Source organism: Streptomyces sp. PA03-3a, from assembly GCF_033792735.1.
Taxonomy (GTDB): domain Bacteria; phylum Actinomycetota; class Actinomycetes; order Streptomycetales; family Streptomycetaceae; genus Actinacidiphila.
On the sequence record NZ_JARAVM010000050.1, the window covers coordinates 1 to 15,788 of the forward strand.

General features: G+C 73.8%; 11 protein-coding genes. 3 read left to right on the top strand and 8 right to left on the bottom strand.

The window, feature by feature from the left end:
- The 6 genes from PV342_RS36900 to eccB form a co-directional block, all read right to left on the bottom strand.
- Window positions 1-1,098: hypothetical protein (locus PV342_RS36900; protein WP_500320522.1), on the bottom strand; the 1,098-nt coding region annotated here is incomplete at its 3' end.
- A 91-nt stretch (window positions 1,099-1,189) separates the two neighbouring features.
- The gene (locus PV342_RS36905) at window positions 1,190-1,507 is read right to left on the bottom strand and encodes a hypothetical protein (protein WP_400808534.1); all 318 of its coding nucleotides are present in this window, start codon (window positions 1,505-1,507) and stop codon (window positions 1,190-1,192) included.
- Window positions 1,508-1,529: 22 nt separating this feature from the next.
- A complete protein-coding gene (gene mycP / locus PV342_RS36910) occupies window positions 1,530-2,795 on the bottom strand; it encodes a type VII secretion-associated serine protease mycosin (protein WP_500320523.1) in 1,266 nt (421 codons plus the stop codon).
- Window positions 2,796-2,910: 115 nt separating this feature from the next.
- A complete protein-coding gene (locus PV342_RS36915; RefSeq protein ID WP_018562629.1) occupies window positions 2,911-3,201 on the bottom strand; it encodes a WXG100 family type VII secretion target in 291 nt (96 codons plus the stop codon).
- A gap of 74 nt (window positions 3,202-3,275) precedes the next feature.
- Window positions 3,276-3,602 carry a WXG100 family type VII secretion target gene (locus tag PV342_RS36920; RefSeq protein WP_026251651.1) on the bottom strand — a complete coding sequence of 109 codons (327 nt, stop codon included), beginning with the start codon at window positions 3,600-3,602 and terminating at the stop codon, window positions 3,276-3,278.
- A gap of 229 nt (window positions 3,603-3,831) precedes the next feature.
- A complete protein-coding gene (gene eccB, locus PV342_RS36925; protein WP_400808527.1) occupies window positions 3,832-5,364 on the bottom strand; it encodes a type VII secretion protein EccB in 1,533 nt (510 codons plus the stop codon).
- A 266-nt stretch (window positions 5,365-5,630) separates the two neighbouring features.
- Between eccB and eccE the strand changes: the two genes are divergently transcribed.
- From eccE to PV342_RS36940, 3 genes are all read left to right on the top strand, one after another.
- On the top strand, window positions 5,631-6,968 hold the full coding sequence (eccE, locus tag PV342_RS36930; protein ID WP_500320524.1) for a type VII secretion protein EccE: 1,338 nt from the start codon (window positions 5,631-5,633) through the stop codon (window positions 6,966-6,968).
- A complete protein-coding gene (locus PV342_RS36935; RefSeq protein ID WP_386994718.1) occupies window positions 6,968-7,813 on the top strand; it encodes a hypothetical protein in 846 nt (281 codons plus the stop codon). Before eccE ends, PV342_RS36935 begins: the two co-directional genes overlap by 1 nt.
- Window positions 7,814-8,131: 318 nt before the next feature.
- Window positions 8,132-10,651, top strand: a complete 2,520-nt coding sequence (locus PV342_RS36940) for an SCO5717 family growth-regulating ATPase (RefSeq protein WP_500320525.1) — start codon at window positions 8,132-8,134, stop codon at window positions 10,649-10,651.
- Between the two features lie 74 nt (window positions 10,652-10,725).
- On the opposite strand, the gene PV342_RS36945 is transcribed toward PV342_RS36940, so the two are convergent.
- Both PV342_RS36945 and PV342_RS36950 read right to left on the bottom strand, forming a co-directional pair.
- Entirely contained in the window at window positions 10,726-11,682 is a 957-nt protein-coding gene (locus PV342_RS36945) for a bifunctional riboflavin kinase/FAD synthetase (RefSeq protein WP_037732878.1), read from the bottom strand.
- Between the two features lie 180 nt (window positions 11,683-11,862).
- The gene (locus PV342_RS36950; RefSeq protein ID WP_500320527.1) at window positions 11,863-15,498 is read right to left on the bottom strand and encodes a serine protease; all 3,636 of its coding nucleotides are present in this window, start codon (window positions 15,496-15,498) and stop codon (window positions 11,863-11,865) included.
- Window positions 15,499-15,788 lie beyond the last annotated feature (290 nt).

The window sequence follows — 15,788 nt, forward strand, 5'->3', positions numbered from 1 at the left end:
GCCCGCACCCGCGCCCGCACCGCCGGCGCCCGGCATCCCGCCGCGCCCCGCCGCACCGGCGCGCGCACCGGCTCCGGCGGATCCACCGCGGGCTCCCGCACCACCCCGAGCTCCGAGACCGGCACCGGCCACTCCGCCGGGGAGTCCGCCGGCCGCCCCACCGGCACCGCCACCGACCGTGCCTCCCGTTCCCACACCCCCGCCACCGGCGCCGGCCGTCCCCCCGCCGGTGCCCGTCGCCGCGCCAGGAGGAGCCACGATCCCGTCGATCGCCGTGCCGACCTGAGGCTTCGTACTGGCGGCCGGCTTCGGGAGGCCGCCGGTGATGCCCGTGTCACGCGGAGACTTCACGTTCGAGGAGGGCTTGGCCGTCCCACCGGTAGTCCCCGTCACGCTGTTGCGGGAGCTCGGCTTCGGGCGTTCGACCGAACGTGACGGAGTGGTGGGAACGACGACAGGGACTGGGGGTTGCCCAACCGGCGTCGGAGGGTAATCCTCCGGATCGTCGATCCGATTGTTCCACTGGCCCATGCTCTTGGACTGCGCAGTGTAGGTGAGGGCCAGCGTCTCCATCCGGGCCGCCATTTTCAACTGGGCTTCCTTGCCCGCCGAGAGACTGCCCTCATGGTTGTCCAGGGCGCTCTGTGCACCCCGGTTGTCGCGGATTTCCCGCTGCCAGTCCTCGTTGCGGTCGAAGCCGTCGGTGAGCTTGTCACCCATGCTCGCGAGCGTGCTCGGCTTCTCCATACTGTCGACCTCCGCCTTGACAGGCCGCAGCACATTGGCGGCGCTCTGCATCGCGGTGGAGGTGTAGTGGGCGTAGGTCGCCGTGTTGTCGATCTGCTTGCTGATCTTCTTCGCCTTGGTCGCGAACCCCTCTGCGGCGGCCCCCTCCCAGTGCTGGAGGATGTGGTCGACGGCCTTGTCGAAGACCGCCTTGACGCTGCCGTCGCCCTTCACCAGCATGTCGTGGACGCGTCCCCAGGCGTGGGCCACGCTCTCCACGGTGTCCGGGTTGGCGTTGGCGAGCATGGCCTTCATCTCGTCCATGTTCTTGCCCGTGGCGAAGGGCGTCTTCACCTCGCCGGCGAAGCACATCTTCTCCGCCTCGCGGTACTCGTAGGACAGCTCGTCACCCATCGTTCACAACCCCCTCGTGGATCACATTCGGTTCGTCGGGACACGCTGCTCAGCCGCCGGACATGCCCGTCTGGGTGTCGTATTCGGCGTTCGAGTAATGGCCGTGCGCCTTCTTGGTGTTCTTGCCGAAATCGTCCATGACCCCGTGCACGACATGGATGATGTCCTCGAGGTAGCGCTTCATCGCGTCGTGGGCGTCGGTCAGCTCCTTCGCCTCGACGAACTCGGCGGAGCCCAGTGCGCCCGGGGGCAGAAACGTCTGGTTCACCGCGCAGGACTTCGCGCTGCCCATGCTGCTGAGCACGCCGTTGAGCTTGGTGATCGTGTCCTCAAGCTCACTCAGATCGACCTTGTACTGGTCACTCATCGTGTCGCTTCCCCGTTCCTACTCATGTGGTGATCCCTCGCTTGCGACGCCAGTCGCCCAGCACCACGCCGCCGCCCACGAGCAGCGCGACACCGCCGGCGGCGCCGCCGACCGTGTAGACGGCGTAGCGCTCGGTGCGTTCCTTGGGGCTCTCGCCGAGGATGACGGTCGCCGCCTCGATCTTCTCGTGGGCCCCGGCGTTGACCACGGGGTCCGGCGTCGGGGCGTCCTTCGGGGTGGTGGCGTCGTCGTTGACGGCGGCCACGGGGTCGATGACGCCCCAGCCGACGAAGTCGTCGCGGCCCGGCTTGCTGCGGTCCGCGGTCTGCTCGATCTGGGTGATGACCTGGCGGTACGTCCAGTCGGGGTGCTTGGCCCGGACGAGGGCGGCGACGCCGGCGACGTACGGCGCGGAGAAGCTGGTGCCCTGGTCGATGCAGTGGCCGCCGTAGGGGACGGTGGAGACCATGTCGACGCCGGGGGCGGCGACGCCCACGAAGGGTCCGGGCTGCGAGAAGTTGGCGCGGGCGTTGTCGCGGTCGGAGGCGCCCACCGCGAGGACGCCGTCGTAGGAGGCGGGGTAGGTCAGCTTGACCTCGCCGCTCGCGCCGTCGTTGCCGGCGGAGGCGACGATCAGGGCGTCGCGGTCCTTGGCGTACTCGACGGCCTGCTCCAGCGCGGAGTCGGGCGGCATCGCCGAGGCGGTGTCCTGCGAGATGTTGATGACCTTGGCGCCCTTGTTCACGGCGTGCCTGATCGCCTCGGCCATGGTCCTGACCGTACCGCCGCCCTGGTTGTCGTTCTGGCGGATGGCGAGGATCGACGCGCGCGGGGCGATGCCGACGAATCCGGTGTCCCTGGCGGGCCGGGCGGCGATGATGCCGGCGACCTTGGTGCCGTGGCCGACCAGGTCCTTGGTGCCGTCGCCCTTGTCGTCGATCAGGTCCTTGCCGGCGCCGAACTTGATGGCGGTGGCGAGTTGCCGGTTGCCCTTGTCGACGCCCGTGTCGATGACGGCGACGACCACCCCGAGGCCCTGGGTGTCCTTCCACAACTGGTCCAGGACGATGCGCTGCAGCGACCAGGGCCTGCCCTTGATCACGTCGGACGGGAACGAGCACTGGGTGTCGTCGATCTGGAACCACTCGTTGTCGCCGTCGTCGGCGAGGACCGTGCGTACGTCACCCACGGCCGGTGCGTGGGGGACACCGGAGGCCGGCAGGCCGAAGGCGGCGAGCGCCGCTGCTGCGGCGATTGCGGCGTGGCGCCCCACGGCGTGCGATCCCACTGGTGTTCCGTCCTCCCGTTGTGTGCGGTTCGTGGTCAAACCGCCGACGAGGGCGAGCACGTACGTCTCCCGTACACGCCCGCCCTCTTCACGTCCTACGCGGCCAGGCGCGCGGTCAGCCCCAGATCTGCCGGTTCTTGTTCTCGGTGGCCTGGTAGTTCTGCGCGGCCGTGTCGAGGGCACGGGCGATGGCCTCCAGCGTCTGGTGCATGGACGCGGCGCGCTGGTCCCACTCGGTCTGCTTGGCGCGGTAGGCCTCCTGCGCGGAGCCCTCCCACGTCGTCGCGATCTTCTTCACGCCGGCCTCGAGGTCGTCCAGCTGGCGCTTGATGTTGTTGGCCGTCGTCCGCACGTCGGTCGCGGCCTGGGAGATGGTCTGGAAGTTGACCAGGATCTGCCCGGACATGTGATGTCTCCTCAGATGTTGGATTCGGACGCGTGATCCGGCCGGCGCGGCGTCAGGTCACCGCGCGGGGACGGTCATCCGAACGGGTTGCCACCCTGCGCCGAGATGCCCTGGATGGACGCGCGCTGCTCCTCTTCCGAGGCGGAGTAGTTCTTGGTGCTCGCGTCCACGGCTTCCTTGATGTCGCCCAGGATCTGGTTGATCTTGTTGGCGTCCTGGTTCACCTGCGACTGCAGGTTGTTGTACGCCGTGGCGGCGGAACCCTTCCACCCGGAGGTGATCGTGTCGATCACGGTCTGGAGGCGGCGGATCTCGCCCTGGATCGAGGAGTTGACCGTGGAGATGCGGTTGCTGAACGCAACCATCTCCTCCTCGGTCATGGTGAACTGCTGTCCAGCCATGTGTCGCGTCCCCCATGAGACGTAGAAGATCGGATTCGACGTACATCGGAAGATGTCGCCGCTCTTCAACTCTAGCCAATAGCAGTGACAAGGCGAACAGATACCCGGTTCCGTATCGGGATCCTGACCTTCATCACCAAACCCTCACGGTGCCACGGGTGTTGATGGCTTGGCCAATGGATTGTCCAATACTCAATCAATACCCGTGAACGTCCGCGGAAATACCTGTTCAGGAGCCCTGAGCCTGCTTCGCCGCGTTCACGTCGAGCGTCGGCCCGCTCGCGAGAAGGTCCGACCAGATCCGCGGTACCGGCACCGGGGAGTTCTTCGCGTAGCCGAGCTTGGTCTGCACGACGCCGACCGCGTCGTCCTGCTTCGCGGCGCCGCCGCTGTCGCTGTCGCCGGTCGTCGGCACCGAGTAGCGCAGGCCGGTGTCGGTGACCAGGAAGATGGACCCGATGCGCTTGTCGGTACCGTCGTACGCCTTGTAGAAGATGCCGCTACCTGGCGAGACGTAGGTGTTCGTACCGCTCTGCGCCACGTCCCGGGGGAACTTCTTCCCTGCCCACATGGTCATCGCCGGCATCTTGGTGAGCTTGTCGTCGACGCCGCTGTACACGCTGCAGGCGACCCTGCGGCCGTCCTTCTCGTCCTGGGTGTTGGCCTGCGTGACCGCCTTCTCGGGCCAGCCGAGCTCGTCCATGAAGGTCTCGCTCGCCCGGGCCGAGGTGACTTCGCCCACGTTGACGGAGACCGGCTCCGGCGACCCGCTGTACAGGGACCTCGCCTGAGTGCTGTTCAGCAGCAGTTTCGCCATGAAGTCGGTGACGCGGACGACCCGGTCCCGCTGCACCACGTACTGGTCGTCGTTGGCCTTCAGCACCAGGCCGACCTTGGCGTGCTCGGGGCTCAGGCCCGGGGCGGTGGACGCCTCGCCCATGCCGTCGACCGTCGGGAAGGTGATGCCGGCGCCCGGCACGTTGTTCAGGGTCGACAGGAAGTCGGCGTCGACCTTCTGCGGCTGGGCGGAGGCGCCGAAGATGACCTGGCGCAGGGTGTTGACCAAGTCCTTCTGCTGCTTCCAGCCGGGGCCGCCGAGCAGGTAGGTGAAGCCCCGGTCCGTCACCAGGTACTGGGCGCCGCCCGGCACCTCGATGTACATGGCCTCGTCGTCGCGGAGCCGGTTCCCGCCCCCGACGAGGGCCGCCTCCTTGGGCTTCTGCTGGTTGACGACGAGCACCGCCCGCTGCGCCGAACGGTCCGTGCCGCCGCCCGGGGTCTCGCACAGCGCCCACGTCTTGGGCTTGCCCGCGTCGGCCTGACCGGGCAGCCGGTCCGGGGCGTAGGGGATGCCGATGGTGGTGCCCAGCGTCATCCCGCTGTTGTCGAGCACCGACTCCTTGACCTTGATGACCTCGAACTTCTCGGGGTCGAGGAGCAGTCGGGCGGAGGCGAGGTTGAGCACGGGGTGCAGCTGGGCCTCGCCGTTGGTCTTCAGCACGACATAACGCGTGGTGGACTCGTCGCCGACGATGACCTTCTGGGCCGGGGTGTCCCAGCCCTTGGGCGCGGCGGGCTTCAATATGCCCCAGAATCCGAAGCCGACGACGACCAGCAGGCCCACGACGAGGCTCGGGGCGACGGTCTTCAGCGGACGCGGGGCGGCCTCCTCCGAACCGTGCGGGGAGGGCTGGAGGAACGCGGCCACCGTGCGCCTGCGCGCGAACGAGTAGGCGTTCAGCTCATCCCGACGTGTCGCCATCCCTGCGTCAACTCCCCGTATGTCGCTGCTTGTCGTGGCGCTCCCCGGGCCCGTCCGTCCGCTGCGGTGACGGCTGTGGCGAAGGGGACCCCTACTATGCCGTGTGACGATCGCACCGTACGGTACGGGGTAGCGCGATCGGCCCGCCAGCGGCGCCCTGAGCGTCCCGCGCCGGCCGGGCGAGCGGACGCGAGCGAGCGCCGGCCGGCGCGGGACGCCGCCCACGCGGCACAGGTACCGGCAGTAGCAGAAGGGTTGTACGGGGGATGACCACCGCGACCAGGTCCCGGCGCAGTCCGGGCGACGAGCCAGCGCAGCAGCACACCGGGCCCCCCGGGGACACCCCGGGCGGCGCCCCCGCGGCACGGGTCGGGGCCGCGGCGCCGGTGATGACCCGCAGGCCCGGGAGCATAGGCCCGGTGCGGGTGCAGCAGCTCGTACTGATCGAGCTGGCACTCGCACTGCTGCTGGGCGGATGGCTGATCCACCAGGTGGTCGGGCCGGTCGTGGCCGCGGTCGTCGCCGTGCCGCTCGTGCTGTTCGGCCTGCTGCGCCGGCGCGGCCGCCCGATGCCGGACTGGATGTCCGCCGCCCGGGCGCTGAAGGCCCGTCAGCGGCGCAACGCCGTCGGCGTCCCGCAGGGGACCGACCCCGGATTCGTGCCGGCCGTGGAGTGCGATCCGGCGCTGCGCACCTACGGGTACACCGACGAGCGCGAGCAGCGCGAGATCGGCATGGTCGGCGACGGCACCTTCCTGACCGCGGTGGTCCAGGTGCAGGCGGTCGACGAGCCGCTGCGTCCGGCACGCGGCGTCCGCTCGCTCCCCCTGGACCTGCTGAACGGCCTGCTGACGGTGGACGACATCCGGCTGGCGTCGGTGCAGGTCGTCCAGCACACCCAGCCCGCCCCCGCTCCGCACCTGCCCCCGCAGGCGGTGGCCGCCCGCTCCTACGCACCGCTGCAGGCGCAGAGCCGGACGCCGGGGCTGCGGCTCACCTGGATCGCGATCAAGCTCGACCCCGAACTGTGCCCGGAGGCGGTCCAGGCGCGCGGCGGCGGCATGGCCGGGGCGCGGCGCGCCCTGCTGCGGGCCGCCGACCACCTGGTGAGCCGGCTGGTGGGCACCGGCCTCGAGGCCCGGGTCCTGTCCGAGCCCGAGATCATCGCCGCGGTGGCGACGTCGAGTTGCGTGAACCCGCTCGCCACGACGGGCGGCGCGGCCCTCGACGGCAGCCGCCAGGCGCGCCGCACCTCGGAGAGCGCGCGGGCGTGGCGGTGCGACGACCGCTGGCACTCCACCTACTGGGTGGGCCGCTGGCCGCAGTTGGGCTCCGGAGCCACCGCGCTGCCCGACCTGGTCGGCCTGCTGACCTCCTCCCCCGCGCTGGCCAGCACCTTCTCGCTGGTCCTGTCACCCGGCGGCAGCCGGGCCACGCTGCTGTCGGGATACGTACGGCTGACCGGTCGCAGTGAGAACGAACTCGTCGAGGCGCGACGCCAGTTGGAGGACAGCGCACACGCCTCCCGACTGAGCCTGGTGCGGCTGGACCGCGAGCAGGTACCCGGCATCCTCGCCACGCTGCCCTTGGGAGGTACCCGCTGATGTCGGCTCCGACCGTTCCCGCCTTCGGCGGACAGCGCCCCGGTGCGGGCTCCGGCTTCCCCGCCGGCGCCGAACCGCGCCCCTCGCACCTGCCGCAGGGCTCCGACCCGCGCGGCTCCTCGCTCGCCGGCGCCGGACGGCGCACGCTGCGTGCCGCGTTCGGGCTGCTCGGACCGCGCCGCGACCGGCACACCCTGTCACCCGGGCAACTCGCCGGGCTGTCCCTGCCGATCGGTGACGACGGTGTCGTCATCGGGATCGACGCCGCCGGCGGGCCCGCCGTGCTGGCGCTGAGCCGCCCGGCGCGGCTCGACGTGGTGCTGGTCGGCAGCATGTGGCTGGCGCAGGTGCTGTCGCTGCGCGCGGCCGCGACCGGCGCACGGGTCGCGGTGGAGACCGCCCGTCCCCAGTCGTGGGCGCCGATGGCGCAGGCGGCGGGCGGCGGCCAGCAGTGCGTGACGGTCCACGAGGTGGGGCGGATCGCCCCGCAGGGACCCTCGGTGCACAGCCCCGTCGTCATCGTCCGCGACTGCGGCGCCCGTCCGCCGCGCAGCCGGGTGGCGGCGCAGTCCTGGCAGTCGGTGATGACGCTGCTGCCGTACCTCGGGCCGTCGGCCCCGCGGTTGCTCGCCGGCGCCGACGTGGTCGGGCTGCAGCGCGTCTCACCCCAGGAGGCCGAGGTCATCGGCCAGATCATGGGGCTCTCGGAGGCCGACGTGACCGCGCTGCCGACGCTCGGCGACAACGTGACGATGTGGTGCACGCGCAAGCACCGGCAGTTCGTCATGACGCAGCCCACCGACGCGGAGTCCGGCCTGCTCGGGCCGGCGCGGCGCGTGGACTGATCCCGGGGCGGCCCGTCGGGACGTTCGGGACGCGCTCGTGCCGCGGCGGTTTCCGGGCCGCGGCACGGGGCATGGGGCACAGGGGTCCCCGGATCCGCAGCGGTCGCGTCAACTCGCGGACGGCGCTGCCCTCGTGCGGGGCAAACAGGGCATGACGACGGCGCGCCTGCCGTGATGCCCGCGGCGCTTGCCCTACCCGCGGGCCGGGTGATTAGGCTCTTCCGGAGTTCCCGCGGCCGTGCCGTGGAAACTCGGAGACGGGGGAATCGCGTCCGTTCCGACGGACCGGGCGCGTACATCAGTTGACCAGGAGGCACAGTGAGCAGCGATCAGGACGACATCCGCACGGGCGGGGCCGTCCCGGACGGGGATCAGTCCGACGCGGACCTCACGGGCGAGTTCCAGATCGACTACGCGCCGCCGTCCTGGTACACGCAGCAGGCGGGAGGAGGCACGCCGCCTCCCCCGGCCCCGGGCCCCGCGGTGAATCCGCCGCCGCCCGTCGGTCCCCCGGTCGCCGCTCCGGTGACCCCGCCCGTCGGTCCCCCGGTGGGACCGCCGGTCGGCCCACCGGTGGCGGTCGCGGCGGCGGCGGCGCAGGAGCCGCCCGCGCCCACGCCCGCACCTGCTCCCGCGCCCGCGGAACCGCAGCCGGCGCCGGCGGTCCCCGACGCCGCCCGCGAGGCCGCCGCGGCGGCGGTCTTCGCCGACCCCGGACCCGCCGGACCTGAGGAACCGCGGCCGGAGGAGGCGCAGCCGGCGGAGGAGCCCGCGCCGGTCGCGTCCGAGGCGGCGCCCGCTCCCGCGGAGCCGGACCCCGCGCCCCGGCCCGAGCGGACGCCCGAGGCGGAGGCCGCGACCACCCCTGAGCGGCAGTCCGAGCCGCAGGCCGGGCCCCAGCCGCCCGTCACCCCGGCCCCGCCCGCCCCGGCGCCGCAGTCCCAGGTGCCGCCCCTGCCGCCGGAGTACCAGCCGGCAACCCCGCAGGAGGCGCCGCAGCAGGGGTACGGCTACCCGCAGCCGCCGCACCAGGGCGCGCCGTGGGGCGACCCCGACACGCCCGCACCGCAGCAGCCGTACGGTTACGGCTACCCCCAGCCGGCCCCGCCGCCGCACGGTTACGGCTACCCGCAGCCGCCGCACCAGGGCGCGCCCTGGGGCGACCCCAACACGCAGCAGCCTCCCCAGCCGCAGCCCCAACCGCCCTACCCGCAGCAGGGATACGGCTACCCACAGCCCGGGCCCGGCCCGCACGCCCAGCCGCAACCCCCGCAGCCTCAGCCGCCCATGCCGCCGTACGGACAGCCGGGCCCGCACCAGCCCCCGGTTCCTCCGCCCGGCCCCGGTCCGTTCCCACAGCAGGGGCAGCAGCCGATGCCGCCCTACGCCGACGGTGCGAACCCCCCGCCGCCGCAGCAGCATTACGGCTACCCACAGCCCGGGCCCGGCCCCTACGCCCAGCCCCAGCCGCCCCAGCCCCAGCCGCCGGTGCAGCCCCAGCCCCAGCCCCACAATCAGCCGCCTGTCCCGCCCCAGCAACAGCAGCAGGCCACCCCGCCCGTGGACCCGCGCACGGCCGCCGGCTGGGGCGGCCCCGGCCCGGAGCAGCAGCAGCGCGTCATGCACGGCGCCCCGCTCGGCTACAACGCGGCCGTGGAGCTGTCCTCGGACCGGCTGCTGCGCCAGCAGCCGAAGGCGCGCAAGAACAACAACCAGCCGTCGCGCTTCAAGATCGGGGCCAAGAAGGAGGAGCAGGAGCGCCAGCGCAATCTGGAACTGATCCGCACCCCGGTGCTCTCCTGCTACCGGATCGCGGTGATCAGCCTCAAGGGCGGCGTCGGCAAGACGACGACCACCACCGCCCTGGGGGCCACGCTCGCGTCCGAGCGCCAGGACAAGATCCTAGCCATCGACGCCAACCCGGACGCCGGCACCCTCGGCCGCCGGGTGCGCAGGGAGACCGGCGCGACCATCCGCGACCTGGTCCAGGCGCTGCCGCAGCTCAACAGCTACATGGACATCCGCCGCTTCACCTCGCAGGCGCCCTCCGGTCTGGAGATCATCGCCAACGACGTGGACCCGGCCGTCTCCACCACCTTCAACGACGAGGACTACCGCCGTGCGGTGGCCCTGCTCGGCCAGCAGTACCCGATCATCCTCACCGACTCCGGCACCGGTCTGCTCTACAGCGCCATGCGCGGCGTGCTCGACCTGGCCGATCAGCTGATCATCGTCTCGACTCCGTCGGTGGACGGTGCCAGCAGCGCCAGTACGACCCTGGACTGGCTCGGTGCGCACGGCTACGCCGACCTCGTGCAGCGCAGCCTCACGGTGATCTCGGGCGTCCGCGAAACCGGCAAGATGATCAAGGTGGACGACATCGTCGCGCACTTCGAGACCCGCTGCCGCGGCGTGCTCGTCGTGCCCTTCGACGAGCACCTCGCCGCGGGCGCCGAGGTCGACCTCGACATGATGCGGCCGAAGACCCGGGAGGCGTACTTCCACCTGGCGTCGCTGGTCGCCGAGGACTTCGTCCGCGCACAGCAGGCGCAGGGCGTCTACCCGCCTCCGCAGCCGATGCCGCAGCAGCAGGGCGGCTACCCGCAACAGCAGGGGCAGCAGCCGTACCCGGCCCAGCAGCCGATGCCCCCGCAGCAGGGCGGCTACCCGCCGCAGCAGCAGCCGTACGGGCAGCCCGCGCCCCCGCCCCCGCCCCCGCAGGGCGGCATGCCGCAGGGCTGGACGCAGCAGCCGCCCCCGCCCCCGCAGGAGGCGCAGCCCGGGCAGCAGCCCCCGGCACCGGGGCAGATCCCGCCCGGCTGGACCCAGCAGCAGTGACGAAAGGGCCCGTCCCGCCATCACGGCGGGACGGGCCCTTTCTCCGGTCGGTCGGCGGCGCTCCGGCCGCGGGCTCAGCCGGTGGCGTCGTCGGCGTCGACCAGCTCCCGGGCGCGCTTGACGTCGTCGGCCATCCGCTCCAGGAGCGCGTCGATCGTGTCGAACTTCTCCATGCCGCGCAGGTAGGCGAGGAAGTCGACGGCGACGTGCAGCCCGTACAGGTCCAGCCCGACGCGGTCGATGGCGTACGCCTCGACGGTGCGGGCGGTCCCGTCGAAGGTGGGGTTGGTGCCGACGGAGATCGCGGCGGGCATGGCCTCGCCCTCCACGTGCAGCCAGCCGGCGTAGACCCCGTCGGCGGGGATCGCGGTGTGCGGCAGCGTCTCGACGTTCGCCGTCGGGTAGCCGAGGTCTCGGCCGCGCTGAGCGCCGCGGACGACCACGCCCTCGACCCGGTGCGGCCGGCCGAGGATCTCGCGCGCGCCCGCCACGTCGCCCTCGGCGACCAGGCGGCGGGTCATGCTGGAGGAGAACGGCAGGCCGCCGCCCGCCTCGCCCGTCAGGTAGAGGTCGACGACGTCCACCTCGTAGTCGTACTTGAGCCCCATCGCGGACAGGAACTCCACGTCACCGGCGGCCTTGTGCCCGAAGCGGAAGTTCGGGCCCTCGACGACCGCCCGCGCGTGGAGCGCGTCCACGAGCACGGTGCGGATGAAGTCCCCCGGCGAGAGCTGCGAGAACTCGGTCGTGAACGGAAGGATCAGCAGGGCGTCCACGCCCAGCTCAGCCATCAGCTCGGCGCGGCGATGGTGGGCCGCCAGCAGCGGCGGGTGGCTGCCGGGGCGGACGACCTCGCTGGGGTGCGGGTCGAAGGTGACGACGACGGACGCGGCGCCCAGCTCGCGGGCGCGCTCGACAGCCCTGCCGATGATCAGCTGGTGCCCACGGTGGACGCCGTCGTACGAGCCGATGGTGACGACGCTGCGTCCCCAGTCCTCGGGGACGTCCTCCAAGCCTCGCCAGCGCTGCACAGTGACCGCTCCTCGACCGCCGATGGTTCTTCGATGTGCAGGTCCAAGCCTGCCATGCCGCGGAGCCCACCGGCGCGGCGCCCCCGGTGACGGGGCCGTTCCGGATCCCGCCCGGCTCCTTCCGGCGGCGTTTCGCCCGCGGCAGCCCACCCGGGACGCCGGGACCCCGGAACCGGACGGTCACAGGACCGCCGCTTCCGCGGGGGCCAGCTGGTCGCACATGCGCCGGGCGCTGGGGCCGATGACCGCGTCCCACGCCCCAGGGCCCGCGACGCCGAGGCCGTCCGCGGCCAGCCACCCGCGCACCTGCCGGCCGAATCCGGGCGACCCGCTCACCAGCTGCACCAGCCGCCGGTCGAAGAGGGCCGCGCCCTCGGGCGTACGGCAGAGCAGGAGGCCGACGCGGTGCACCAGGTCACGGGTCGCCGGGGCCGGCCGCCGGGCGCACCCGTCGGCGGCCGCGGCGAGGAGGGCGTCCAGCACGGCCGGGTCGCGCTCCTGGTCCAGCAGGACGTCCAGCAGCTCCTGGCGCAGCGGGCGCGAGGCAGGGCCGCCCGGAGCGGCCAGCACGGGCGCCAGCACTCTGCGCACCTGCGGCGGATGCTCCCGCAGCAGGCCGGTGACGAGGGGCAGGAGCACCGCGCGGGCGGCCGGGCCGTGCTCCAGGCGGCGGTCGAGGTAGGCCGCCGCGTGCCGGGCGTCCTCCGGGCGGTGACCGAGGTGGTCCCACACCAGGGCGGCGGCGCGGCGGGACAGCGCCGGGGTGGACACCTCGGCCAGCTCGCGCAGGACCTCGGCGACGCCGGGGCCGGGTTCGCGCAGGCGGGAGTGGAAGGCGGCGAGCACCTGCTCCGGATGCGTGGGCAGGGCCGCGGCGAGCGCCGATGCGGGCAGCAGCGGATCGCCCGCCACGAAGCCGTCCAGGGCGGCGCGCAGATGGAGCGAGCGGGTCGCCGGATCCCGCACCAGGAGGCCGAGCGCGGCTCCGTGCAGGGCGCGGTCGGCCGGTCTGGCCAGGATCGCGAGGGCCGCGTAGCGCAGCAGCTCGCGGTCGGCGGCGAGCACGGCGTGCGGGGCGGCCAGCAGGCCGTAGGTGGCCGCGGCGGTGTGCCGTTCCGGCCGGTCGTCGTGGGCCCAGCGGTCGACGGCGCGGCACACTGCGGACGGTTCGTCCTCGGCGAGGGCCGCCAGCAGTTCCCGGGCCCGGGCGTGGTCGGTGGCGGCCAGCGCCTCGGCGAGGTCGTCCACCGCCTGCCGCCGGTGGGTGTGGAGCAGGGCCTGCGCCGCGGTGGCGACCGTCGGCCGGGGGCCGCAGGGCCCGGACTGCAGCAGCCGTTCGTCGGTGAACCAGTCGCACAGCGCGGGCAGCGACGGCCGCGGCGCCCCGGTCAGCACCTCGCCGGCCGCCGTCAGGAACCGCTCCCGCGTGCCGTCCGCGGCGCGCGGCGGCCCGTCGGCGGGTAGCAGCAGCCGCAGCAGCGCCAGGCGCTCCTCCGGCGGGAGCCGCAGCCGCCGCCAGAACCACGGCCCGAACTCCCCCAGACCCGCGCCCTCGTGGAAGCCCCCGGCCTCGATCGAGCGGGCGGTGACGCGTTCCGCCAGCAGCCGCAGCACGTCACGGTACGGCGTCGCGTCCGGCACCCCGAGCAGGGTCTCGCCCAGCAGGTGCGCCGCCCACCACACCGCGTCGGCACGCCGGGCCGCCGCACGCCCCGCGTCGTCGCCCCCGCCGCGCGGCCGGGGCACCCCGTCCAGCAGAACGGGCGCGGCGGCGTCGCGGTCGAGCACGAGGACCAGTTGCCGCAGCCGGCGCGCGAGGGTCTCCGGCCCCGAGCGGCGGGCCGTGAGCAGCAGAGCCTGCACGACGGGGCCGATGCGGTGCCGCGGCACGGGAAGACAGCGCGGCGCGGAGGGCGGGGCGAGCGGCGGTGCGGGCGGCACCGGCGGCACGGCGCGGTGCCGCGGCCGCGCAGCGGCCCGGGCGGGCAGCCGTACGGGGGCGTCGGCGCAGCCGTCCCGGTCAGCGGTCGACCAGCGGTGGACGAGGGCGTACAGCGCCCCGTCCAGGTCGAGTTGGCAGCCCTGCAGCCACTCGCCGAACTCCTCGTGCGCGAAGCGGTACCCGGCGCCGGCCGGCACCACGAGCCCCTCCGTGAGCACCGCGGCCGCCCAGCCGGCGCGCCACGGGAACAGCTCCTCGAAGGACGCCCGGTCCAGTTCCCCCTGCCCGGTGCCCAGGCAGCGCCGGGCCGCCTCGTGCGCCTGCCCGGCGACCCGCGCGGCGAGCCGCCGTACCTCCGTCGGCCGCGCGGGGGCCGTGGCGGCCGCGATGCGGCCCGCGATCCGCAGGCACAGCAGGTCCAGATGGGCCGCGAAGACCTCCGTACGGCCCGGCCGTCCCATGAGACCGCCGCCTGCGTCCCGGACCTCCGCCAGCAGCCGCAGCACCAGCGGGTGCGCCGCGTCCTGCTCGGCGAGGACACCGGCGGGCAGCCCGTGGCGCTCCCGGACGAGCCGCGCGGGCTCCTCCGGCAGGGCGCCGAGGCGCAGGCACGCGGGCAGCGCCCGTGCACCCGGCGGGGTGCCGGCGTCGTGGAGCAGACCGGGCGGGAAGAGCGCGCCGGCCTGCTCCCAGTACTCGGGGCGGCACGCCACGATCAGCCGCGCCCCGGCGGAGCGCAGCCAGCGCGCCGTCTCCGCGCTCCACTCGGGCAGCGCGTGGGCGAGCAGCGGCGGCATCTCCTCGGGAGCGTCCAGCACGACGAGCAGCGGTCGCCCCACGGCGCGCGCCAGGCGGGCGACGGCATCGGGCGACGCGTCGGCCGGTGCGCGCTCCGGCGCCGTCCCGGCGTGCACGATGCGCCCCGCGGCGGCCAGCGCCCGCTCCACGGCCTCCCTCAACCCCGCCTCGTCCGCGCGGAGTTCGGCCCCACGCAGCCACACCGTAGGCGCCGGGTCCGGGCCCGCGGCACGCCGCGCTGCCAGCGCCTCCAGCTCGGTCGTACGGCCGCTGCCGGGGGCGCCCACCAGCCCGAGCACGGGGGCGCACCCCTCCCCCGTGAAACGCGCCAGCTCCGCCTCCGCGTCCGGGCGCACGACGGCCTCGCGCCAGGCCCGCGGCCGGGCCGCGGAAGCGACGGAGGTCCCGGTCAGCTGCAGCGCCCCGGCGATGTTCAGGTGCGGCCCGTACGCGGGCACGGTCGCCGCGTTGCGCGCCAGCGCCTCCCCGAGCGCCCCGCCCGGCGCGGGCGCCCGCAACGGCACCGCGAATCCGCCCGCGCGCCGACCCGCGTGCAGCGCGGTCACGACGACACCGTGCACGGCACCGGTCTCCGCGTCGATCACCGGCTCCCCCGAGGCGACCGCGCGCAGCGGCTCGTCGTCCCCGCGCGCGCCGGCGAGCTCGTACGCCGCGTCGAGCAGGTGGAAGCGGTCCGTCGCGGTGTACGTCACCGGCGCCGTCCCCGCGATCGCGGCCTCCACCCAGCCCGTGCCGCGCAGCCGCACCGCCCGCCCGGGCCCCGTGCTCCGCTCGAACCCGGCCACGGGCAGCGGCGGTACGTCCAGCCCCTCCGTCGCCACGAGCGCGAGCCCCAGCTCCGGCAGCGGCGTGATCGCGTGCGCCTCGACGAGGGTCGTCTGTTCCCCGTGCGCGTGCAGCACGAGCCGCACGAGTCCGTCCACGGCCTCATGGCTCGTCACGAGCGTCCCGCGCCCGTCCCGCGCCTCGACGAGGAACCCCGTCCCCCGCGGCCGTCCGGCCAGGTCACGGACGCGCACCAGCGCCCTGTCAACATCGGCGGGCAGCACCGCCATCTGCGCACCTCCCCGCCACAGCGCCCGTTTCGACCGTAGACGTCCGTTGATCGACAGAACAGATCCCACGTCGAAAGCGCCCCCAAGCGCTCCCTCTCTTCACTCCGAGCGCCTGCCCGTTGGAGTGAATCGATCTTGCGGGGTGGATAGGGACGGGGGGAGGGGGATCGTGCAGCGCGGGCCGCCAGGGGGGAGGGCCCGCGCTTCACGGTTGCCCCCGAAGTCGTCCGGGGCACCCCGTGTCGCCGCGTGCACGCGGTGCGTTCGCACCCGGGGGTGCGCCTCTCGCA